The organism is Nocardia sp. CA-290969 (genome assembly GCF_050936135.1).
Classification (GTDB): domain Bacteria; phylum Actinomycetota; class Actinomycetes; order Mycobacteriales; family Mycobacteriaceae; genus Nocardia.
Window position 1 is genome coordinate 17,231 of sequence record NZ_JBNJNJ010000002.1, and the last position, 21,081, is coordinate 38,311.

A 21,081-nucleotide genomic window follows, 5' to 3' on the forward strand; every position below is an offset into this window, starting at 1 on the left:
TACTTTACAACACTAGGGTAGTGAATTGCAACATCAGTTGCCGAACAAACGAGAACGCATCGCCCGCGTCCCGGACCGGGCCGCGTTGACGATGTGCACCGCCTCACGCCCGGTCAACCCATACTCTTCCGCCAGCTCGAGCGGCACCGGCTCGGCATCCCCCACGGCCTCGACGAACCGGCGATTACGTTCCTGCTCAGCGGCGCGGGCCTCGGCCCTGGCCTGCTCCACGCGGGCCGCCGCTTCAGCACCTGGCTGCCTCGACTTCACACCAACACCATATCCCGGCGCGCCAGCTCCCCATCCAGAGCGCGGACCGCGGTCGAACCGGCCCATGGCGACAACGCGCGCCGGCCATCGAGGATCGCCGACGCGAGACGAGGCGACCGGTTCTGGTCGGTGATCTGTACCGCATCGGCCACCACCGCGGCGGCCTCGTCGACATCACCGACCCCGATCAGTGCGCGTTCCAGCTCGAGCATCACCATCGCCCGGTCCCGGGTGCGGGTGGGATCGATCGCCTCCACCGCGGCCCGGGACGCCTCCACCGCCTCAGCGTGCCGCCCCAGCATCGACAGGCACCCGCCGCGGAACGAGATCATCAGGGCCCGGTCGGCGAAGTACGCACGCGAATCGGCCGGCCCCATCGCGGCCGGTACCTTCTCGAGGTCGCGTTCGGCCGCATCGAGCGCGGCCATCGCCGCCGCCTCCTGCTCGGACGCGGCGTACGCGTCGGCGGCGCGCATGGAGATGTAGGCGCGCAACGCGATATCGGCCGACCGGGCAACCCATGATTGGGCGGCGACCGCATGGTCCACCGCGACCCGCGGACGTTTCTGCCACAGCGCCAGCTGCGACAGGTGCGCGAGCATATAGGCGGCGCCGTCGCTGTCCTCCGCATCGTGGGCTAGATCGCGGCCCCGATGGTAGAGCCGGGCCGCGGTCGAATGGTCGCCCTGATCCCACGCCAGACACCCGGCGAACCCGAGCCACTCGCCGTGCAACGCAACGAGGTCGGTGCGCAACGGTTCCGGGCACGACTCCAGCAGGGCCTCGGTCAGCTGCTGTTGTGCGATCACCATCCCCTGCGCGGCCGGAGATCCCAGCGCGTCGTCGATGAGCATCGACTCATACAGAGTGCTGCGCACCCGCTCCACCGCCCAGGTGTCGGGGCGGCCGGCGCCGGACATCAGCCACTCGACGCGCGCCGGGTTGTCGGCGACACCGAGTGTCGATAGTCCGCCGGCGCCGAGCGCGGCTGAGATCAGAAACTTCCGGCGGTCCACATCGTCCTCCTGGGTGTCGGTCCGCAACCGCTGGAACGCATGCCGCACCTCGGCGGATGCCCTGTGCAGCATGGTGTCCAACGCGGCTTGGTGGTCGGGCCTGATGTTGCCGCCGGATTCCCATCGGCGCACCGTGCGTTCACCGATGCCGAGGGAGGCGGCGAATTGTGGCTGGCTCATTCGGTAAGCGGCGCGCAGTGCGCGTGCGCTGTCACCAGTCCATGCAGTGAAGCTAGCCATCCGGACCCCTCAGGAGTAGTGGTCGCGCCGACTGCAGTTGTCCGTGGCCGGTTTTGGCCGGGTAGAGGCCGGTGTTGACCGCATCAGGCACGACATCCTCGACACGTCACCCGGTACCTGTGTTCCTTTCAGCAACTACAACCAGCTGTAAAGCCACTGTCGCATACACCGGGTGACTCCAAAACCTGAAACCAAAACGCGAGGTAACCCCGATGCGCCAGGAGCTACCCACACTGCCCGTGAGACCGGCCCGCGACCCGTCGATAGCCGCGTCCTTACGGGTGTGGCACAGCCGCAACCGGATCCGTCTCGCCCGCGTCGCCTCCGCACTCCGCGCGTTCGATCACCCCACCGCCTGCAGATCCACCGAACCGGTCCGCGGATACGTCCACGCACTGAACGTGCGCTCCGACCACGCCAAACACCGGTGCCCGCGGTACCGGGTGGCCGCGCAATATTGCGAGGACCACCAGTGACCACGGCCGTACTGCCCAGCATCAACGCCGACGCAGACTGGGCGGACGTCGACCTCCCCATGCTGCAGCACATCGCCGCAGCACTGCGGGCCCCCGACCTACCCGGCCACTCCCTGCTGCAGCAGATCGCCACGGCGCTGCGCGCCCCGGAGCTGCCCCGTGAACGGGCGCCGGAGCTGCCCGGTGAATGCCTGTACCGAGATCCGATCCGCAGCTACCCGCACGCGCAGCACGTCATGCACCTGCACCGCGGCCACCAGTGCCCACGCCACCGGCTGGCCGCCCGATACGAGGAGGCGAAGCATTGAGCGAAGCCGTCCGAACCCCCGCCACACGCCGGCCAGCCGTCGCCGTGGACGTGACGCGGCCCAGCATCCCCCGCGTCTACAACTACAGCCTCCGCGGGAAAGACAACTACAGCGTCGACATTCTGGCGTGGAGAGCGATCACCGATATCGCACCGAATTTCGGTTACGTCCACCTCCGTAACCAGGCATGGCTCGCGAGAGCGACCCGGTTCCTCGCCCAGAACGCCGAGATCCACCAGTTCATACACCTCGGCGCCGGGCTCCCGGCATTCCGGAACACCCACCAGTACGCGCAGGAGTGGGACCGCACCGACGTCCACGTCCTCTACATCGACAGCGACCCCGTATGCGTGGCCCACGGCCAAGTCCTTTTGGCGGCCGAAAATGTCCGCTACCTGCCCGGAGATCTCACCAACCCGGAGGAGATCCTGAAATCCAGCTGCCGCGGCTACTTCGACCTCGACCGGCCGATCGCGCTGCTGCTCACCGGGATACTGCCCCACATCGGTGACGACCAGCAGCCCGCCGAGATCATGACCCGGTACGCCAACCTGCTGCCCGCCGGCTCCTATATCGCGATCACCCACTACCTCGATCCCGGGCCCGCGGATCCCGAACGGCACTCGCTCGCACGCGAACTGGAGAAGGCGTTCCTCGGCGGCCTGGGGTCCGGCTGGTTCCGCACCCGCGAACAGATCCTCGACCTGTTCGCCGGCCTCAAGCTGGTCCACCCGGGCCTGGTCGAACTCGACGACTGGTGGCCCGAAGGACCGTCGGGCCATGAGCGGACCGCGCCCGAAACACTGATGGTCGGCGGCATCGCCTACAAGCGGCGCGGCGGCACCGCCCTGCGGAGCGTCGGATGAACCGCAGAGATATAGAGCAGCCGATGGCGATCGGCCTGATCGACACGCGCCGCGTCCCCGATGTCGACCAGTGCGAGCGCGACATCCGCTCACTCGCAGCCCGGTACGGGTTCGCAATGGTCCCGACGATGATCCACATCGTCGAGTCCGTCGACTTCCTCACCGTGTCCTACGACATCCGGGAAGCCGGCGCCACCGCGGTGATCATGCCGAACCCCGACCACGTCGGCGGCCCGCCCGGTGTCCTGCGGATCATGCTCGCCGTCCTGGACACCGAAACCGACAAGGTCCTCAACCGTGGCGTGTTCTTCACAGAGGACGGCGGCCAATAGATGTGGGCGCTCCTCGGCGACGCGGTCGCGGCTCTGGCCGCGGCCGCGCCGGTCCTGCTGTGCGCCGCATGCATCGGAGCGCCGACCGTGATCAAGCCGGCCCCGATATCGCAACCGGGTCCGAAACGCCTGCAGTCGCCGTATTTTGGATCGGCCGATATCGACACCACGACACAGATCCAGGAGATCTCCCCTTGCCCAGACTCAGACCCATGGTCGCCGCCGCCCTCGCGGCCGCGGCGATCCTCACCCTCGCCGGCTGCTCATCCGACGACACCGACACCGCTACGGCAGCCTTGGCCACCACCCCCGTCACCGCCGACACCGGCGCCAGCGCCCCGATCGATGTCGCTGTCGGGACGCCGTTCGAGATCAGCAACCAGAACGGTCCCACCGCTACCGTGACGGTGGTGTCGATCGAGGTCGACCCGCAGTGCGCCACCCAGTTCGGGACCGTCGAACCGGCGGCCGGCACGCGCGTCGCGCTGGAACTCGACGTCGCGACCACCGGTAATCCGCCGCTGAAATACATCTCCGACCAGTGGTTCCAGGAACTCGCGCCCGACGGCTACACCAAGGACATGCCGGCCGCGAACGATCTGTGCATCGCCGACCGCGAGACCTTCGACAAGAACTGGACCGCGAACGCGAAGTACCGCGGCTGGGTCCTGGTCGACGTGTCCGATCCCGCGTCGTCGCTGCTGATGTCCGATATCTGGGACACCCGCACACCACGGGAAACACACCGCATCCCGATCACGGGATAACCCTGTAGCTCGAGGGCCGCCGCCAGCAGCAACGCTGGCGGCGGCCTTTTGCGTGCACCCCCGGCTCGTACGGTCCGGCCACATGACCAGTCCCGTCGGGTCCATCCGAGTCGAAGTCGAAGCCGAGTTCGACGACGACTCCTTCGAGCGGGCCCTACGGGCCGCGGTCGCCGACACCATGCGCGAAGTGCAGCGCGACCTCGCCCGCACCGCGCTGCAGGTCACCGCCGAACTCGCTGGCGATCTGCAGGCCGAAGTCGCCCGCGGGATCGACGAAGCCCAGCGCTACGCCAACAGCCACCGGATCCAAGTCGGGTTCGACGTCGACGGCGCTGGCGCGGTCAACCAGGTGCGGGCCGTGCACGACCTGATGCAGGCGGCCGCCGCCCCGATCCGCCAACAGGTCGACATCGACGTAAACCGTGACGCGCAGCAAGCGTCCGCGGCGCCGGGTCGCCAGCAGATCACCTGGGACGTCGATCTCAACATCGCCGCCGCGCTCGCGGAATTCCAGGCCGCCCAGGCGACGATGCGGGCGCAGGCGACGCCGATCGTGATCCCGATCGACGTCGACGGTGCCGGCGCCATCGCGCAAATGGCGCTCGTCCGCCAGGACCTCGAAACGCTGACCGAACCGGATCTCCGGCAGCGGGTCACCCTCGACGTGGACCAGGCGCTCAACGGCCCGCTCGCCGTCGATGCCACACCGGATTTCACCGGGTTCGCGCAACGGGTGGACGCGGAGCTGGCGGCGCTACAGCAAGGCAACGACTGGCGGATCACCATCCCCGTCGACGTCGACGGCGGCGCATCTATCGCCGACATGGTGGTGCTGCGCCAGCAGCTCGAGGCGCTCACACAGCCACCGATCACCCAGCACGTCAACGTCGATATCGACCGCAGCATCCTCGACCGGGCCGCCGCATCGAGTGGCAGCCTGCTCGGATCGCTACGCGGCGTTGCCGGCACCGCCGGCGGGATCGCCGCGGTCGGAGCCGGCCTCGCCGCGATCGTCGGCGCGGCGGGCCTGGCCGCGGGCGCGATAGGCGGCCTGGTCCTCGGGGCCGCGGCGCTCGCGCCCGCGTTCGGCGCGGCCATCGGCGTGATCACGGTCGGGCTGCAGGGCGTCAAGGACGCATTCGATGCCGTCGCTACCGCATCGGAGAACGCGCCACGGGAGGCCGAAGCGCAGGCGAAGGCGGTAGCCGCCGCCACCCAGCAGGTCACCATGGCCGAGCGCGCGGTCCGGGACGCCAAGCGTGACGCGCTGTCCATCGAGGAGGACCTCACCCGGGCCCGGAAAGACGCGACCGAGCAGCTCGAGGACTACCACCGCAGCGCGCGCCGCGGCGTCCTCGACGAGCGGCAGGCCGCCCGCGACCTGGCCGATGCTCAGCGAGAACTCGCCGAGACAAACCCGTTCGATGCCCGGGCACGTGAGGAAGCGGTCGACCGGGTGATCGGCGCGCAGATCCGTCTCGAGGAGGTCCAGGACCGCAACGCCGACAACGCCGAGAAGCTGGCCGATGCCGAGAAGAAGGGGATCGAAGGCAGCGACCAGGTCGTCGCGGTGCGGGAGCGGCAGGCGCAGGCCGACGAGCGCTTGGCCGACGCGGAAGCTCAGCTGACGCAGGCGCAGGCCGCGCTCACCGACGCGCAGACCAAGGCGTTGCCGAGCGCGCAGAAGGCGAGCCAGGCGCTGGCGGAGCTGAGCCCGAACGCGGCAGCGTTCGTGCTAGCGGCGCAAGCCGCGAAACCCGCGTGGGAAGCGTTCAGCGACGCCGTCCAGGACAACCTGTTCGCCAACCTCGGCGAGGAACTCACCCAGACCGCGAACGTCACGCTGCCCGGAATCCAGGACTCGATGAACGGTGTCGCCGGCGCGTTCAACGCAGCCGCGATCCAGGCCGCGAACTTCCTGCAGTCCGAGCGCGGAATCGCCCTGATCAACAACTCCCTCGCCGCCTCCGAGGGATTGATCAAGGGCCTCACCTCGGGCACCGGCGGACTGACGCAGGGCTGGCTCGACTTCACCACCGCGGTCGCGCCGCACATGGAGAACGTCGGCTCGGCCATCGCCAGCATCGGCGAATCGATCGGCGGCGTCTTCACGCAAATGGCGAACAGCGGGATGCTCGACCAGATCATGGTCGGGTTCGCCGACGCCCTCCGCGGCGTCGGGCCGCTCCTCGGCAGCCTCATCGCCTCACTCGGGACCATGGCCACCCAGGTGCTCCCCACCCTCCGGCCCTTGTTCGAGTCCCTCGGGCAGGCCCTTGTGGCTGTGGCTCCGGCCCTCGGTGAAATCGGCGCCGTATTCGCGAACAGCCTGACCGCGATCATGCCCGGTCTGTCCACTCTCATTTCCGCGCTGGCCGATGCGCTCGTCCCAATCCTGCCCGTGGTCCAGGTCCTGCTCCAAACCCTGGGCGACGCCCTGTCGCCGCTGATGCCGATCCTCGCTCAGATCGCGATCACCGTCGGGCAGGCCCTGATTCACGCGGTCGAGGCCCTGGCCCCAGCGCTCGGCCCGCTGCTGACCGCCTTCAATGCGCTGCTCGAAGCCATCGCGCCGATCCTGCCCTACGTCGCGGAAGTCATCTCACTGCTGGTCCAGTCCCTGGCGCCTGCCCTCACGGTGATCTTCCAGGCGTTCGCGCCCGTCATTTCGCAGCTCGTGGACGCCCTGCTGCCGGTGTTCCGGATGGTCGCGCCGGTCATCGCCGAAGTGGCAATGATCATCGGGCAGGCCCTGGCGGATGCCATCACGCAGCTCGCGCCGGTGCTGCCCCAGCTCATTACCGCCTTCATGGGCATCGTGCAGGCGGCGCTGCCGCTGCTGCCGGTCATCGCGCAGCTGGCTGCGGACCTCCTCCCGCCGCTGGTCCAGGTCATCCTCGCGCTCGTCCCGGTCATCATGAAACTGTCCGAGGCCCTGATCTGGTTCGTGGACTTCGCGGTCAACACCATCCTCGTCCCGGCGCTGAACTTCCTCGCCCCCTTCGTCACCGGCATTTTCAACACCATCGGCGATGTCGTCACCTGGGTGATCGAGACCGTGATCGGCGGCGCCATCAACTGGCTGGTCGATACCGCGTTCCCCGCCCTCGGCCGCGGCCTCGACACCGTCAAGGGCTGGTTCTCCACCGGGATCGAAGCCATCGGCAAAGCCTGGGACGGACTGAAAGAAGCCGCCGCGGTACCGGTCCGGTTCGTCGTCAACACGGTCTGGAACGACGGGTTGCGGAAGGCATGGAACACCGTCGCCGACTTCCTGCCCGGCCTTGAACCGATGGATCCGGTTGTGCTCGGGTTCCGGCGCGGCGGCGCGGTCTGGGGTGCGGGCTCCGGGACCAGCGACAGCATTGACGCTCGCCTGTCTCGCGGCGAGCACGTTGTCACTGCCGCCGAGGTCCTGCGCGCCGGCGGGCAGAACATTCTGTATGCGATCCGCGACATGATCGCGAGGGGCGTGCCGTTCACCTGGGACAACGGGCGGATCATCACGCAGCTCGGCCGCGACAATCTCTCCGCCTACGGCGCCGCCGTCCGGACCCAAGGCATCGGGAACGTCAGCCCCGAAGGCTTGTTCGACCCGTTGCTTGCGTTCCGGAGCGGCGGTGCGGTCATGCCGTGGATGCACCAGCTCAAGCGTGGCCACGACTTCGCGCGGGCCCAGGACGGGCGCCCGTACCAGTGGGCCGGCCCTCGCTGGGTCGGCGACAGCTTCGACTGCTCCGGCCTGATCGGCTCGACCATCGCCGCGATCCTGGGCATGAACCCGTGGCAGCGGTACTGGGCCACCTCGAGTTTCGCTGGGTATCCGTCGAAGGGTGCGCAAGGCCTGGTCAAGAATCTGCGCGAGGGCGTCGGGATGCTGGTCGGTATCACCGACGACCCCGGCGGTCCGGGCGGCGGGCACACCGCGGGCGAGCTGCGCGGCATCCCCGAACTCGGGATCCCCGCCGCCAGGGTGGAGTCCGGCGGCGCGCTCGGCGATGTGCACTACGGGCGCGGTACCCCGGTCACCGATTTCGCCTCCCTCTACGGGCTGCCCATCGGTGCCAACGGATTTTTCCAGCCGTCGACGGGCGGGTCGGTGGGCCCGTCTCCGGAGCACCAGGCCGGGTTCGTCGCGGACCGGATCCGCGAGGTGTTCGCCACGATCACCAACCCGATCCGGGACGGCATCGTCGCGGCGATCGGTGCGCCGCCGCCGCGGTGGCGCGAGATCCCGCCGCAGGTCCTCGACACCCTCGAAGGCAAGGCGGTCGAGGTCCTCTCCACCATGGTCGGCGGCCTGGGCGATCTGCTGCCCGCGGCGTGGGAGGGCGCGCAGAACGCGCTCAGCGGTATCGGCTCGATGGTCGACACCTTGAACCCGTTCCGCCGGCAGACCGGTGGCCCGATCCCGGGCGCCGGCACCGGCGATATCGTGCCGGCGCTGCTGGAGCCGGGCGAGTTCGTGATGAACCGGCGCGCGGTCGGCGTATTCGGACCGATCCTGCGGGCGATGAACAGTGCTGTGCCGCGGTTCCAAACCGGTGGCGATGTCGGGGGCCTGCTGGGTGCGATCGGTGTCGGCCCGGTCCCGGTGCACGTGACCAACTTCGCGGAGCTGGCCGACGCTACCGGCGGCGGGTCGCTGCCCGCGGCGGTGCAGACCGGGATGGAGAACGCCGCACCGGCGTTCGCCGATGCCACGCTCGGTGCGGCCTCACAGGTCGGGCAGCAAGTCGCCGGCGATGTCGGCACCGCCGTCACCGACGCGATCACCAACCCACCACCCGGCGCCGGGCAGCCGGTGGATCCGGCGCAGCCGGCCGAGCAGCCGTCGGTCGCCGACGAGCAGACGCACATGATGCTCGACGAGCAGGGCCGGATCCTGTCCGACACCAGGGATCTGATCGAACGCACCACGTCCTCGGCCGAGGCGGTGATGGTGCAGCAGATGCAGGCCGTGCGCGACGAAGTGATGCGGGTCGCCGGGTTGCTCGGCGCGGATGTGCTCGTGCCGACGGTGCAATCCGCGATGGATGCGGCGATCGGTGTGCTGCAGGGCTGGCTCGATGCCGGGTTCGCCGAGGTGCGGGCGGGCACCGATCAGACGACGCGGGCGGTGTACGAGTCCGCGGGCAACGACCCGGCGGCCGCGGCCGTCCCGTTCGGTGCACCCGGCTCGGCGTTCGACGCTGCCGCGGCGATATCGGAAGCCGTGGTCTCCGTCGCGGACTCAGCCACCCAGGCGTTCCAGCAGGTCGCCCAGGACGTCGCCAACGCCGCCCTTCAGCAGCGGCCGTCGCGAGTCGGGGAAGGACGCAGCCGCGGCGTGCTCGGGCAGGACATCGACGGCGGCACCTTGGTCAACACCATCGTGAACCTGACCGGTGTGGTGATCGAGATCGAGGACACTCTCATCAACACCCTCGACGAGATCCGCGAGTTCCGCGGTGATCTCACCGGCTCGTTCGACGAGTCCGGGCGGTTGGTGTCGGATACCGCGGTGCTGATGCAGCGCAACCAATCGAGCTTCGAAAAGGTGATGCACGAGCAGAACCGCATCAACCGCGAGCTGATCAAGGCGGTGTTGCGGTATTTGATGACCGCGGTGGTGATCCCGATCATGACCGCGATCCTCGGGGCGATGATCCAGCTCGCGGTCACCGCCATCGGTGCGGCTATCGGGTCGATCATCCCGGGTATCGGCACCGTGATCGGTGCGGCGATCGGCGCCGTGGTCGGTGCTGCACTCGCCGGGGCTGCGGCGATCTTCACCTCGACTCTGGCGATCGGTGCCGGCGCCGCGATCGACAGCTTCGACTCCGGCGGTGTCGCTATCGGTAAGGGCCTGATGGTCAAGGACACGAACCTGCCGGAGCGGGTACTGGATCCGCGGGAGACCTCGAGCTACGACCGGCTCGGGGTGATCGCTGACCACCTCGAGTCCAGCAATATCCGCCGCACCACGATCCACGCACCGATCCACATGCACGGCCAGCGAACAGATCCGGACCGGGTGCAGGACCGCCTGCTGTCCCTGATGCCGAAGTAGGAGCGCGATGAGCAGCATCTTCCGAGGGTGGCTGGAACTGGGCGAACTCGAGCTGGCCAACAGCAGCCGCGTGGTCGCCTTGGCCGGGCCGCCCGCCGCACCGACCCAGGACGCGGTCGCCTTCGCCGGCGCATCGTGTGTGCCGTGCCGGAATCTGTCGGTCGGTTACGACGATTCCTGGCCCGGGCTGGCCGACTACCTCAGCGACCCGGACTACACCGACATCACCACCGCCCCCTGGTACGACCCGGCGAACCCGGCGTCCGGTGAGTTCTACGGGGTGTGGGTCATGTCGGCGGACGGGTTCGGTGCGGTGCCGGTGGCCCGCGATATCGCCGACGCTGTGTGCGCCGGCGGTGTGGCCGGCCGCCACCGGGACACCTACCGCACGCTGAGCTTCTCGGCGCTGGTGTGGGCGTGCACCCACCGCGGCGCCAGCTTCGGGTTGCGATGGTTGAACTGCCAGCTCCGCGCCGCGCGTAACCCGCAGGTCCTGCGGTACCTCGTCGCCCACCCGGAGGACGGCACCGCGGCCGGCCTCGAGCGCTCCCTGCGCCGCGTCGTACTCACCAGCAGCGCGGTCGAACGCGAGGTCGCCGGCCGACCCACCAAGAGCAATCAGCAGGCGAGTCTGATGCGCGTGGAGTGGGAAATGGCCGCGCTGGATCCGTACGAGTGGACGGCATCCACCACGCACGCTGTGGTGTGGAATACCGATGAGGTCGCCCAGATCGAATGGGCCCACGCCCCCGACTGCACCGACGCCACCTGCGAGCTGCCGGAGCTGTGGTCGACGGTGTGCCCACCGCAGAGGATCGATCTCAGCCCCGCGCCCACCCCCGAGTGCGGCGGCTGTCTGCCGGTGTGCGCGATCGAAACCCGTACTTGGATTCTGGATCTCAGCGATATCGGCGACTGCACCGATATCGCCGTATCGCTGTCGGTCACCGCCGGCGCAACCGACACCACCGTCCAGTTCTGGTGGCGGCCCTGCGGCACCGACAGCGTCTGCGACATCACCGGGGAAATGTCGGTCACCGGTCTACCGGCGGGGTCGACGGTGATCGCCGACTCCCTGACCGGGCGCGGGGTCGCGGTGATCGGCGGGCAGCGGGTGCGGCAGCACGGGATCATCGGCACCCCGTCGGGTGCACCCTGGCGCGGCACGATGCTGGGGCCGGGCTGCTGGGAGCTGGTGGCGCAATCCGCGCCCGGCGCCGACTACACCGTCTCAGTGACCACGACCGGGAGGACCGCATGAGCGACACCACCCAGACACCGACCGTAGGGCTCGGTCTGACCGTGCAGGCCGCGGTCGCCCACACCCGCGCCGAAACCACCACGGGCGACACCGACACCACGGAGGGCGAGGAATAGCGATGGTAGGAGTCAGCGTCCCCAACGTTGCCAACCCCACCCTGGACTGGTTGCGGGGTGTGGCCCCGCCGCCCGTGGCCGGGATCTGGGCGAAGCTGCATATCGGTGACCCCGGCGCCAACGGGACCGCGCAAGCCTCCGCGGTCACCACCCGGGTACAGGTCACTCTCAACGCCGCCAGCGGTGGCTCGATGACCCTGTCATCGGTGTCCGGGTCGTGGTCGATGACCGCCACCGAGAACATCACCCACATCTCCCTGCACGACGACCCGACCGCGGGCAACTTCTTGGCCTCCGGAGTGCTGGACAATCCGCGGCCCGTCGCTTCCGGGGACACGCTCACCTTGATCAAGTGCACGGTCGCCACCACCACCCCCGCAACGTAAGCGCCGGCCGGTCAGGGAGGAGGTAGCGCATGTCGTCCATGGGCATGAACAAGTCCGGCACCGAGGCCATCACCGCGAACCAATGGACGACCTTGACGTCCTTCGTGATCCGCGCCGGATTCCCCGCCACCGTGATCTCCGGCGGAAACACACTGGTGATGGACGCCAACGCCCTGGGGACAATTCGATTCCGCGGCAACTTCACCAGCATCGGTGGGACACAACAGTTCCGGGTCCGGCTCAACGGCACCCAGTTGTTGACCGTGAACACCGCCACCATCGGCACGGTCGATGTCACGGTGAGCGCAGGCGACACCATCGACCTACAGGGCTTCGCGTCCTCGTTCCTGCAGCGCACCGTCGCCGCTGGCGCGACCGAAACGTGGGTCGAGTTCATCCCGAAGATCGAGGCCGGCACGACTGTCGGGGTCGGGTGGGAGGTTGAGGCGGCCGCGGCCGCGGACCGACCCACCGGAACCGATATCGGGATCGGATACAGCATCGACGCCGATGTGCATGTGGCGGCAGACGCCGATGCCGAGGTCACTGTCGGGTGGGGATGGTCGGTCGAGGCCGCGGTCGCGTGGACCCCTGGCGCGGGGATCCCGCTGGCCGGTGGCCCGACCGATATCTCCATCGGTGTCCGCACCGTCGACGGGCGCCCGGTCGGACGGGTCGCATGCGACGAGACCACCGACATCGTGTGGTCCCGTGACCGCAGCCAGGTCACGCGCGCTGAGATCCAAACGTTCGATATCGACGCCGGCGATCTCATTCCGTGGCTGCACTGGATCGACCTCTACGAGGACGGCGAGAAGGTGTGGTCCGGGTCGATCCATGAGGTGAGCACCGAACTGGTGACCGGCGCTACCCGTATCGACGCCCGCGATGTCGGGGGCTTCCAGTGGTACACCCGGGTGCCGACGACCCGGTCCTGGCAGCGGCTCGACCTCGCCCCGATCGCTGCCGATCTGTGGCAGGCGATGCTGGACCTGCACGGTATCGACGCCCGCCCCATCGTGCTGCCGGCTCTGTCGGAGGAGCGCTACGACTACTCCACCACCACCGATTCCAAGATGCTGCACCAGGCGATGGACGAGCTGGTGCAACGCGGCCTGGACTGGACCGTGGTCGCCGGCCGACCGATCCTCGGCACCCCGCCGGATGTCGTGGTCGCCGAACTTGACGAGTGCGATTTCATGGTCGGGCTGCGGCGCGTGCGGTCCGGGAAACGCACAGCCAACGACGTCCGCGTCCAAGGCCAGAACTGGGCGCACACCGAGCGGATCGAGATGGCCGGCCTGCACCTGCAGGCGATGTGGAGCCTGGACAACATGCGCGGCGCGAGCAACGTCACCGCGGCCGCCCGCCAATACCTGCGCGATATCGGCGCCATACGCGACATGCTCGAGGTTCCGTCCGGCGCGAGCCTGCACCCCGAGGCACCCATCAAAACGTCGGACCTGGTGCCCGGCAACGTGTTCGTTGTGCACGCGTCCTCGGCGGGACTGTCCACGCGGATGCGGCTGAAAACCGTTGAGGTCGCGTGGTCCGCCGGCGCTCGTGATGTGCGGGTCACGCTGGATGCGATCGCGCGGCCGATCGAGTTGGGAGGGGCGGCGGGATGACCGGCACCACCGAACGCAAGGATCCGCCGCGGACCGACGCCGAGTGGTCGCGCGACACCGAGCGCCGCCTGGACCTGGCCGAGCACCCGGACTCCGTGCGCTGCGGGGAATGGGTGCTGTGGACCGACCAGGACGGCAACCTGGCCGGCTCCCACCGCGACGGCGGCTCACGCATTCTCGCTACGCGGCCGCCGAGCGGAGTCGATCCGGAAGCGGTCACGGTGCAAGCGTTGCCGTCGATCACCGCGGTACGGACCGGGCTGCAGTCGATCCCTGCGTCCGGCGGCCCGGTCATCTTCGACGGCATCAGCAACCAGATCGGGGACTGGGGCACCGGCGGCGGTCTCGCGCCCGCGGTCGTGGCACCCGAAACCGGGCCCTACGACGTCAGCGCGACCGTCTGGTTCGAACTCGGTGGCGCGTACCTGATGGCGGCCGTGACCGTCGAGGGTGTCACCCGCCTCGGCGGCCGCGTCTACGAGGGTGCCGGCGCAGGCTGGATCCCGGTCACCGTGGTCGGGCAGCTGTACCTCGCCGCCGGCCAGGGCGTGGCGCTCACCGCTGTTGGCGTCGGTGGTGCCCGCAATATCGGTGCGGCTTCCGTTTTCAGCACAGCGGTTCCCACGGCGCTGTCCCTATCGATGACCTCGAGAGGCTGACCATGGCAAACGACGTATGCGTTTCCCGCAATCTGACGATCGTTGGAGGCCAGCTCGGTATCGCGCCCTGGAGCGTGTTCCGGCTCGTCGCCGATGTCACCGGCACCTCCACCGGCGACGGCGCGCTCACCGCGCAGACCCGGCTGCCCGGCAAACTGATGATCGACCAAACGGTTTCCTGGGTGTCGGATTCGCCGCTGCCGTCGCTGATGCTGCTGCGCGTCACCCGCGCATACCGGTCGATCATCACCAGCACACCGAACGCGGTCCAGTTCCGGGAAGCCTGGGAAACAGCGGTCGATGCCACACCACGGACACCGGACCCGTCGCGGTTGGTGAACAGCCAGATGGGGACCAGCTTCGATACCGGCACCGATAACGCGGGCCAGCCGGACTACGGGCGCCTTTATCTGCACCACGACATGAGCAGTTCGGACAACTGGCTGCCCGACCCGCTCCCGGCAGGGGCGACGCTCAATGCGCACTATCGCTGCTACGTGTGGACCCCGCCGCCGTGGTCTCCCAACGCATCCGAGGGGCAGCCGCTGCACGAGGCCCACGCCCGCAGCGTCCGTCTCCAATTGTTCGCGGCGCCCACGCTCGACCCATCGATCCAGTAGGAGCCCCGAGGTGAGCCTGAAAATCTGCACCACCGAATACATGCTGTCCACCCAGCGCGGCACCGACCTCGCCCAAGCATGGCTGCCCTACATCCCCGCCGAACGGTTCGCGACCTCCTCCGCGGACGGCCAAGTCGGGCAGGCACCCGACCCGGTACCGGTAATCGACACGGACCTGATCTGGACCAACACCAGCGGTGCATGGCAGTCCCTGCACCTGATCACCCACCGTGCGCCGCGGAGCATCGTCTCCGGAAACGCGAACACGGTCGTCCTCTCCGATGCGGTGTCCTGGGATATCGGGCTCAGCCCGAACGCGCCGGTACCGCCGGTGACCACCGACGGCATCGCGGGTCGGCTGAAAACCACACCCACCCTGCTCGGCTCCCGGTTCCACTGGTACGCGCGCCTGTTCAACGACTGGGACGACTGGCAAACCATCGACGCCCTCGGCGCGATCGCCGCCGGCGAAACCGTGCAGGTGCGCTACCAATGCGTCGTCACGACACCGGGGGAGTGGCGCACCGGCGGCAACGCCATGCAGGAAGTGAACGCCCGTTGGGTGCGGCTGCAACTGCTGGCCGCCCCGCTGCTGGAGGTGATCTGACCATGACCGAACCCTGCATCGACCCCGATAGCTTCGACACCACCGACGGGGTAATCGGCCCGCACCCGTGGCTGCAATGGCGCCACGTCGAAACCGGCATCGTCGCCGGCAATCTCATCGACCCCCTCACCGACACCGCCGAGATCCTCGTCCACGACCTCACACTCGCCTGGACCAACACCACCCCGATCCCGCAGCACGCCTACGGCATGTGCACCCGCGACGCCAGCCAGGTCATCACCACCGCGAATAAGAGATTCGTCGTCGAACAACGCCGCGGCTGGGCATCCGGTGTCGCCCCGGCCGACCCCGCGACGAACATGGCGACCAGCAGGCACGGTGGCGGCATGGACCGCGGCCTGGACCCGGCGGTGGTGTTCGGTATCTGGGAGCACCGGCAAGGCCGCACCACGACCCCGATCGGCCCCGACGTCACCCTCGCGGCCGGCGAAACCCTCAAGGTCCGGGTCGCGCTGTACATCGTGCGGCTCGCCTGGTCGGCTGACCCGCTACCCGAGTACGTGCCCGAGATCGAGAACCTCATCGACACCGGCGACACCGAGCTCGACATATTCGCCTACCCCGCGCTCACCTGACCGGTGCACGCCTCGTTCGTACCGTGCCGGGGACACCAACGAAAAGGGGAAACACATGTTCGAGCCACCGGAAGGGTCCGCCGATTTCGCCGCCGACGCCGACAAGGCCGAAGCCGCAGACACCCCCAGGCCGCAGGACACCTTGAGCCCGGAGGAGGAGGCCGCCGCCCTCGAGGAGCAGGTTGCCCGGCTGCAGGAGCGCTTGGATGAACGTAAGGCGGCCCTGGCTCGCCGCGACGACCAGCCGCAGGTCATCGACAGCAGCGGCGCGGCCGTCGACCTCACCACCGAGGAAGAGCCGGAGTGGCCGCACCTGGTGATCGAGCTGCACGGCAAACGCGTCGAGGTCAAAGCACCCCCCGCGGCCGCGGTTCGCTACCTGGGCGTGTTCGGGTTCGGTGAGGCCGGTGTCGGCCGCGGCGACTTCCAGGACTTCATGAACCGCCACGTCTCACCGCGCTCGGTGCAGCAGATCAAGGAGTGGACCTACGCCGGGGAGATCGACGAGAACTTCTACGACGATCTGATGAAACGGATCATGACGCTGGGCACGAACCGCCCTACCGGGCCGCGGCGATCCTCGCCGCGGTCACGATAAAGAACTGGCGGCAGCTCCGCGCCCGCCTTGCCCTGGCCGGCATTACTGATCCGCTACGCCAGCTCGGGATGCACCAGCTGCTCGATATCGTCGAGGGCATCCTTGAGGAGGGCAAGGACTCCAAGGAACTCGCGCGTCTGCGCCGCGACCTCTACAAACCGGACCCGACAGAAACCGGGCCGGTCGCGGGCTTCACCCCCGACGAGGAGATGTCCTCGTTCAGGTCGATGCAGGCACAGTTCGCCGCGTTTGGGAAGTGAACAGCAGTGCGCCCCGGCCCCGTTCAGGGGCCGGGGCGCTGGGCGCTCAGCGGCGGTCGAGGGCGACCCGACACCGGCCGATCCGCCACTCCTGGTCCTCGACATCCAGCCCGTTGTCGATCCGGTGGTTGCGCTCCCGATAGGTGGCGGCGAGTTCGGCGCGGATCTGGTCGGTGGTGAGGTGGTCGAGATCGTTCTCGCCGAAGAATTCGATGATCCGGTCGGCGGAGGCTGTGGTGGCGGTGATGGTTCGCATTGGATTCACTTCCTGTCGTGGTGATTTGCCTGTCGATCTGGGTCCGACCCCGGCCCGACGGGTAATACGTTACAACACTAGGGTAGTGAATTGCAACAATGGTTTTGTGTGGTGCCCTCTGCACCGAGGCGACCAGGCCCGTGCATGCCCGGTTCGTACGGTGCCGGGCATGCAGAAACCGTCGATCTCCCGCGATGTCCACTACCAGACCTACGGCACCCCAGGCGGCGAGTTCCTGCCCGCCCCGACCGCCGCGAAGATCACGCACGTACACGAGGACGGATCCACAGTGGACCTGTTCGTCATGTACCGCGACGGCACCAGCAACAAGGCCAAGATCCCGTTCGCTGAGGTGCCGACGCCGGGCCACTGGAACTGGCCGCCCCGCGTCTAACACATCGAGCCCGGGGCGCCGGTGCACGTGCACCCCGGGCTCGTAGCGTGCGCGGCATGGTCTCGTGCTGCGCGCCCTCGGTCACTGGCGGCGGGAACGTGCCCGGTGAGCTACGTGTCTACTTCGTGTGCGGTGACCCTCTCAACCTGTCCTTCCGCAACTGCGATGGGTGGCCGGCCGATCTCGTGGCCACGCTCGAACTCTCGCACCCCTGGGGCTGGTCGCTCTCCGTCGTGGGCAACGTGAACGGTGAGTGGCTGTCGTTCCATGTGCCGGCCGAGCAGGCTCGGATCCCGCGTGATTCCAGCGCCCGGATCCGGTTCGCCATGGAGGGCGTCGAGCCGTACACCTGGCGCGCCGGCTGCGTCTACCACCAGGGCGGCTGCTGATGGCCTGCAGCTGCACCAACTACCTCCCGATCCCCGGACCGCCGGGCCCGCCCGGGCCGCCCGGAGGCGGCGGATACGAGCACATCCAATCGACGCCGGCCGCGACCTGGACCATCGCGCATCCGTTCGCCCGGTATCCGCTGTCGCTGCTCGTGCTCGTCGACGGCCAGATGGTGATCCCCGACGCCGAGTTTCCCGATCTGAACAGCGTCGTCCTGACCTTCGCGGCACCGGTGGCGGGCCGCGCCGAACTCGCCTAGGAGGCATGCCGATATGGCCACGAAGATCATGAACGGGCTGGACCTGCAGGGCCAGCGCATCGTGAGCGTCGGCGACCCCACGCAACCGCAGGACGCGGTCACGCTGTCCTATCTCGAGAACTTCCTGCACGGTCTGCGCTGGAAGGATCCAGCGATAGTTGCCACCACCGGGAACCTGAACCTGGCGGCGCCGGGCGCCTCCATCGATGGCGTCGCGCTCGGCCCCGGGGACCGGGTGCTGGTGAAGAACCAGACCGCGGGCGCGGAGAACGGCATCTACGTGTGGAACGGTGCGGCGGTCGCGATGACCCGCGCCTCCGACGCCGACACCGGCGAGGAGCTCGCGGACGGCACCGCGATATGGGTGGGCCAGGGGTCGACGCAGGAGAACACCCAGTGGGTGCAGACGGCCAACGATCCGATCGTGGTCGGCACCACCGCGCTCGTGTGGACTCAGTTCGGGTCCGGCGGTGGCCCGTCCTACAACGCGGGCAACGGTATCGCGATCACCGGCGAAACCATCAGTGTCGACCTGGACACGAGTTCCGGGTTGTCGCTGTCGGCGTCCGGGCTGCGGGTCGATACCTCGGTGGTGGTGCGCAAGTACGCGGCCAACATCGGCAACGGCTCCTCGACCAGCATCGCTGTCACCCACAACCTGGGTACCCGGGACGTGACCGTGGAGGTGTTCGACAACGCCACCTTCGAGAAGGTGCTCCCCGATATCGAGCACACCGACGCCAACACCGTCACAGCAACATTCGCTGTCGCCCCGGCGACCGGCGCCTACCGGATCGTGGTCCACGGATGACAGTGCGCCTCCTCGGGCCCGAACCGGCCGGCGAGGACGAGGCCGTGCGGCTGCGGGACCTCACCGACGGCTGGCAGATCTACCAAACGTTCACCGTCCACGCGGTCGGCGCCGGCCAGCTGGACCTGGGGTTGTGGATCCCGTACGACTGCACACTCCTCGCACTCCGCTACCGGTGCGCGATCGTCGGTAGCGGCGGCACGGTCGCGGTGGAGCTGCGCCGCAACGGCATCGATCCCGCGGACGCTATCCCAGGGACATCGTTCGCGCCGGCCATCACACCGGCGTGGAACGCGATCAGCATCGACCTCGACGAGGACGACTTGGTGTGGCCGTGGATGACCGCGGCCAACACCGACCCGGGTGCGCAGGTGCGTATGGAGGCCAAGGTGGTGCGCCGGTGATCGTCCAGCCGCCCGCCCTGATGGATCACTGGGACGATTTCGACCGGGCGAACTCGACGGACCTCGGGCCGAACTGGCGCCCGGATTTCGACTCGTGCCAGATTTTCAACCAGCAGGTGCAGATCAGTACCCCGGCTCAGCTCTCCGCCCGGCAAGGCGCCTGGGAAACCTACGTCGCACCGGACAGCCACAACGGCGGCAGACTGATCACCGACAACTGGGAAGTCGCCGCCGAGATCGGCACACCGGCAGGCGGTATCGCAACGGATAACGCCACCGCAATCGGGTGCGGAATGCTCGACAACGGGCCGGCCGCAGGAATGTGCCTCGTGTACGCGATCTTCTTCCAGGGCACCCAGAACGCCACGAACGCGATGGCGATCTACACCTACATCAACGCCTCGATCGTCTCGCCGGGCGGCAGCTGGGGCGTCACACCGGCCACGAGCCGGGCCGCGGTGACCAACCGGGTCGCCGCCGGGGACATCATCCGGTTCCGCCGGCGCATGTACAGCCCGACACAGAGCGTGTTCCAGCTGATCCAGAACGGCATCCTCCGGGTGTCCTGGAACGACTCGGTGGGCATCGTCCCGGCGGGGCAGGCGAATCGGCGGCGCTGGTTCCTGTCGTGCGAGGGCAACGCCGCCGGCGCGTTCTCCGGTCAGTACTACTCGCCGGCGATCGCGAACATCCGCGCCCACGATCGCCCGTACTGACCGTGCACCCTCGGCTCGTACCGTCCGGGCCATGGGCTTCCGCACCGTGTACGGGTACAGCGTCAGCGAGAACGGGTGGCGCATGGTCGACCGCGACATGTGCGTGGTCGGCGGTCCGTCGATCGGGCTACCGAACACCAACACCGCACCACTCCGGGCCGGTGACGCCAGCACGATCCTCGTCGCATGGCTGGCCTGGTACCACCGCAACGTCGAGCCGCTGCGCTCTCCGGTGTGGGGCTGGTCGGCCACCAACGACGTCGCGAACTCGAACCATCTGTCGGGCACGGCGGTGGATATCAACGCCCCGCAGTACCCGTGGGGTTACCGCACGATGCCGCGGGACCGGATCGCCAAAGTGCGCGTCGGCCTGGCGCTGTTCGAGAGCACCGTGTTCTGGGGCGCGGACTGGTCGCGTGCGGACGAGATGCACTACCAGCTCGGATTCCGCGAAGGCGACCCGCGCATCGCCGCTTTCGCTCACCGGCTCAACGCCGGCCATCTCGGCATCTACGGCACACCATCCAAGGAGGACGACGACATGACCCCCGAACAGGACGCGATGCTGCGGCGCGTGCACAAGGAACTGACACAGCCCTACCCGTCGCGGTCCGCACACCGCCAGAGCGACCAACCGGTCGACACGTTGGCCGGCATGCTCCTCAACGCCGACGCCCGCGTGCACGAGGCGTCGATCGAGATCCCGAAGGCGCTGGCCGAACTCCGGGCCAGCATCGACGCGCTGCCGGAGAAGATCGCCGACGCCATCGCACGCAAGGCCGCCGGCTGAACC

The 21,081-nt window shown here is 68.5% G+C and carries 24 protein-coding genes; 21 read left to right on the forward strand and 3 right to left on the reverse strand.

The features are described from left to right. Nucleotides 1–33: 33 nt before the first annotated feature. The gene (locus ACQEVO_RS36365; RefSeq protein ID WP_432907308.1) at nt 34–270 is read right to left on the reverse strand and encodes a hypothetical protein; all 237 of its coding nucleotides are present in this window, start codon (nt 268–270) and stop codon (nt 34–36) included. Continuing rightward, nucleotides 267–1,466, reverse strand: a complete 1,200-nt coding sequence (locus tag ACQEVO_RS36370) for a helix-turn-helix domain-containing protein (RefSeq protein ID WP_432907311.1) — start codon at nt 1,464–1,466, stop codon at nt 267–269. Before ACQEVO_RS36370 ends, ACQEVO_RS36365 begins: the two co-directional genes overlap by 4 nt. A 532-nt stretch (nt 1,467–1,998) precedes the next feature. On the opposite strand from ACQEVO_RS36370, the gene ACQEVO_RS36375 reads away from it, so the two are divergent. From ACQEVO_RS36375 to ACQEVO_RS36440, 14 genes are all read left to right on the forward strand, one after another. After that, nucleotides 1,999–2,310, forward strand: a complete 312-nt coding sequence (locus ACQEVO_RS36375; protein ID WP_432907314.1) for a hypothetical protein — start codon at nt 1,999–2,001, stop codon at nt 2,308–2,310. Next, nucleotides 2,307–3,176, forward strand: coding sequence for an SAM-dependent methyltransferase (locus ACQEVO_RS36380; RefSeq protein WP_432907317.1), 870 nt, complete (start codon nt 2,307–2,309; stop codon nt 3,174–3,176). Before ACQEVO_RS36375 ends, ACQEVO_RS36380 begins: the two co-directional genes overlap by 4 nt. Then, nucleotides 3,173–3,508 (forward strand): hypothetical protein, encoded by a 336-nt coding sequence (locus ACQEVO_RS36385; RefSeq protein WP_432907320.1) that lies wholly within the window; start codon nt 3,173–3,175, stop codon nt 3,506–3,508. The genes ACQEVO_RS36380 and ACQEVO_RS36385 overlap by 4 nt, the downstream gene beginning before the upstream one ends. Nucleotides 3,509–3,702: 194 nt before the next feature. Continuing rightward, nucleotides 3,703–4,275, forward strand: coding sequence for a hypothetical protein (locus tag ACQEVO_RS36390; RefSeq protein ID WP_432907323.1), 573 nt, complete (start codon nt 3,703–3,705; stop codon nt 4,273–4,275). 82 nt (nt 4,276–4,357) lie between these two features. Further along, nucleotides 4,358–10,327: a hypothetical protein gene (locus ACQEVO_RS36395; protein WP_432907325.1), complete on the forward strand. Its 5,970-nt coding sequence runs from the start codon at nt 4,358–4,360 to the stop codon at nt 10,325–10,327. A 7-nt stretch (nt 10,328–10,334) separates the two neighbouring features. Continuing rightward, entirely contained in the window at nt 10,335–11,588 is a 1,254-nt protein-coding gene (locus ACQEVO_RS36400) for a sugar transferase (protein WP_432907328.1), read from the forward strand. 118 nt (nt 11,589–11,706) lie between these two features. Beyond that, nucleotides 11,707–12,090: a phage tail fiber protein gene (locus tag ACQEVO_RS36405; RefSeq protein WP_432907330.1), complete on the forward strand. Its 384-nt coding sequence runs from the start codon at nt 11,707–11,709 to the stop codon at nt 12,088–12,090. A 29-nt stretch (nt 12,091–12,119) separates the two neighbouring features. Then, nucleotides 12,120–13,718: a hypothetical protein gene (locus ACQEVO_RS36410; protein ID WP_432907332.1), complete on the forward strand. Its 1,599-nt coding sequence runs from the start codon at nt 12,120–12,122 to the stop codon at nt 13,716–13,718. After that, nucleotides 13,715–14,377 carry a hypothetical protein gene (locus ACQEVO_RS36415; RefSeq protein WP_432907335.1) on the forward strand — a complete coding sequence of 221 codons (663 nt, stop codon included), beginning with the start codon at nt 13,715–13,717 and terminating at the stop codon, nt 14,375–14,377. The genes ACQEVO_RS36410 and ACQEVO_RS36415 overlap by 4 nt, the downstream gene beginning before the upstream one ends. Nucleotides 14,378–14,379: 2 nt before the next feature. Beyond that, nucleotides 14,380–14,997, forward strand: coding sequence for a DUF7172 family protein (locus ACQEVO_RS36420; protein ID WP_432907338.1), 618 nt, complete (start codon nt 14,380–14,382; stop codon nt 14,995–14,997). 10 nt (nt 14,998–15,007) lie between these two features. Then, a complete protein-coding gene (locus ACQEVO_RS36425; RefSeq protein WP_432907341.1) occupies nt 15,008–15,604 on the forward strand; it encodes a DUF7172 family protein in 597 nt (198 codons plus the stop codon). Nucleotides 15,605–15,606: 2 nt separating this feature from the next. Continuing rightward, a complete protein-coding gene (locus ACQEVO_RS36430) occupies nt 15,607–16,200 on the forward strand; it encodes a DUF7172 family protein (protein ID WP_432907343.1) in 594 nt (197 codons plus the stop codon). 55 nt (nt 16,201–16,255) lie between these two features. Then, nucleotides 16,256–16,798 carry a hypothetical protein gene (locus ACQEVO_RS36435; RefSeq protein WP_432907345.1) on the forward strand — a complete coding sequence of 181 codons (543 nt, stop codon included), beginning with the start codon at nt 16,256–16,258 and terminating at the stop codon, nt 16,796–16,798. Then, nucleotides 16,681–17,058: a DUF7240 domain-containing protein gene (locus tag ACQEVO_RS36440; RefSeq protein ID WP_432907348.1), complete on the forward strand. Its 378-nt coding sequence runs from the start codon at nt 16,681–16,683 to the stop codon at nt 17,056–17,058. The genes ACQEVO_RS36435 and ACQEVO_RS36440 overlap by 118 nt, the downstream gene beginning before the upstream one ends. Nucleotides 17,059–17,104: 46 nt before the next feature. Here ACQEVO_RS36440 and ACQEVO_RS36445 read toward each other — a convergent pair whose 3' ends face one another. Then, nucleotides 17,105–17,314: a hypothetical protein gene (locus tag ACQEVO_RS36445; protein ID WP_432907351.1), complete on the reverse strand. Its 210-nt coding sequence runs from the start codon at nt 17,312–17,314 to the stop codon at nt 17,105–17,107. 169 nt (nt 17,315–17,483) lie between these two features. Between ACQEVO_RS36445 and ACQEVO_RS36450 the strand changes: the two genes are divergently transcribed. Genes ACQEVO_RS36450 through ACQEVO_RS36480 form a run of 7 tightly spaced genes read left to right on the forward strand, consistent with a single transcriptional unit; the run spans nt 17,484 to nt 21,078 of the window. Continuing rightward, nucleotides 17,484–17,708 (forward strand): hypothetical protein, encoded by a 225-nt coding sequence (locus tag ACQEVO_RS36450; RefSeq protein WP_432907353.1) that lies wholly within the window; start codon nt 17,484–17,486, stop codon nt 17,706–17,708. 56 nt (nt 17,709–17,764) lie between these two features. Beyond that, nucleotides 17,765–18,097, forward strand: a complete 333-nt coding sequence (locus tag ACQEVO_RS36455) for a hypothetical protein (protein ID WP_432907355.1) — start codon at nt 17,765–17,767, stop codon at nt 18,095–18,097. Next, nucleotides 18,097–18,357, forward strand: coding sequence for a hypothetical protein (locus tag ACQEVO_RS36460; protein WP_432907358.1), 261 nt, complete (start codon nt 18,097–18,099; stop codon nt 18,355–18,357). The genes ACQEVO_RS36455 and ACQEVO_RS36460 overlap by 1 nt, the downstream gene beginning before the upstream one ends. Nucleotides 18,358–18,370: 13 nt before the next feature. Then, nucleotides 18,371–19,168: a hypothetical protein gene (locus ACQEVO_RS36465; protein ID WP_432907361.1), complete on the forward strand. Its 798-nt coding sequence runs from the start codon at nt 18,371–18,373 to the stop codon at nt 19,166–19,168. Beyond that, nucleotides 19,165–19,572, forward strand: coding sequence for a hypothetical protein (locus ACQEVO_RS36470; RefSeq protein WP_432907363.1), 408 nt, complete (start codon nt 19,165–19,167; stop codon nt 19,570–19,572). Before ACQEVO_RS36465 ends, ACQEVO_RS36470 begins: the two co-directional genes overlap by 4 nt. Then, nucleotides 19,569–20,288 carry a hypothetical protein gene (locus ACQEVO_RS36475; RefSeq protein WP_432907366.1) on the forward strand — a complete coding sequence of 240 codons (720 nt, stop codon included), beginning with the start codon at nt 19,569–19,571 and terminating at the stop codon, nt 20,286–20,288. The genes ACQEVO_RS36470 and ACQEVO_RS36475 overlap by 4 nt, the downstream gene beginning before the upstream one ends. Before the next feature lie 31 nt (nt 20,289–20,319). Continuing rightward, nucleotides 20,320–21,078 carry a M15 family metallopeptidase gene (locus ACQEVO_RS36480; protein WP_432907369.1) on the forward strand — a complete coding sequence of 253 codons (759 nt, stop codon included), beginning with the start codon at nt 20,320–20,322 and terminating at the stop codon, nt 21,076–21,078. Nucleotides 21,079–21,081: the final 3 nt, after the last annotated feature.

What these genes read in the sequence shown, in the direction of transcription:
- ACQEVO_RS36370 (WP_432907311.1), bottom strand. Translation starts at nt 1,466, where the DNA reads ATGAGCCAGCCACAATTCGCCGCCTCCCTCGGCATCGGTGAACGCACG.
- ACQEVO_RS36385 (WP_432907320.1), top strand. Translation starts at nt 3,173, where the DNA reads ATGAACCGCAGAGATATAGAGCAGCCGATGGCGATCGGCCTGATCGAC.
- ACQEVO_RS36395 (WP_432907325.1), top strand. Translation starts at nt 4,358, where the DNA reads ATGACCAGTCCCGTCGGGTCCATCCGAGTCGAAGTCGAAGCCGAGTTC.
- ACQEVO_RS36400 (WP_432907328.1), top strand. Translation starts at nt 10,335, where the DNA reads ATGAGCAGCATCTTCCGAGGGTGGCTGGAACTGGGCGAACTCGAGCTG.
- ACQEVO_RS36405 (WP_432907330.1), top strand. Translation starts at nt 11,707, where the DNA reads ATGGTAGGAGTCAGCGTCCCCAACGTTGCCAACCCCACCCTGGACTGG.
- ACQEVO_RS36410 (WP_432907332.1), top strand. Translation starts at nt 12,120, where the DNA reads ATGTCGTCCATGGGCATGAACAAGTCCGGCACCGAGGCCATCACCGCG.
- ACQEVO_RS36415 (WP_432907335.1), top strand. Translation starts at nt 13,715, where the DNA reads ATGACCGGCACCACCGAACGCAAGGATCCGCCGCGGACCGACGCCGAG.
- ACQEVO_RS36420 (WP_432907338.1), top strand. Translation starts at nt 14,380, where the DNA reads ATGGCAAACGACGTATGCGTTTCCCGCAATCTGACGATCGTTGGAGGC.
- ACQEVO_RS36430 (WP_432907343.1), top strand. Translation starts at nt 15,607, where the DNA reads ATGACCGAACCCTGCATCGACCCCGATAGCTTCGACACCACCGACGGG.
- ACQEVO_RS36435 (WP_432907345.1), top strand. Translation starts at nt 16,256, where the DNA reads ATGTTCGAGCCACCGGAAGGGTCCGCCGATTTCGCCGCCGACGCCGAC.
- ACQEVO_RS36445 (WP_432907351.1), bottom strand. Translation starts at nt 17,314, where the DNA reads ATGCGAACCATCACCGCCACCACAGCCTCCGCCGACCGGATCATCGAA.
- ACQEVO_RS36450 (WP_432907353.1), top strand. Translation starts at nt 17,484, where the DNA reads ATGCAGAAACCGTCGATCTCCCGCGATGTCCACTACCAGACCTACGGC.
- ACQEVO_RS36455 (WP_432907355.1), top strand. Translation starts at nt 17,765, where the DNA reads ATGGTCTCGTGCTGCGCGCCCTCGGTCACTGGCGGCGGGAACGTGCCC.
- ACQEVO_RS36460 (WP_432907358.1), top strand. Translation starts at nt 18,097, where the DNA reads ATGGCCTGCAGCTGCACCAACTACCTCCCGATCCCCGGACCGCCGGGC.
- ACQEVO_RS36465 (WP_432907361.1), top strand. Translation starts at nt 18,371, where the DNA reads ATGGCCACGAAGATCATGAACGGGCTGGACCTGCAGGGCCAGCGCATC.
- ACQEVO_RS36470 (WP_432907363.1), top strand. Translation starts at nt 19,165, where the DNA reads ATGACAGTGCGCCTCCTCGGGCCCGAACCGGCCGGCGAGGACGAGGCC.
- ACQEVO_RS36480 (WP_432907369.1), top strand. Translation starts at nt 20,320, where the DNA reads ATGGGCTTCCGCACCGTGTACGGGTACAGCGTCAGCGAGAACGGGTGG.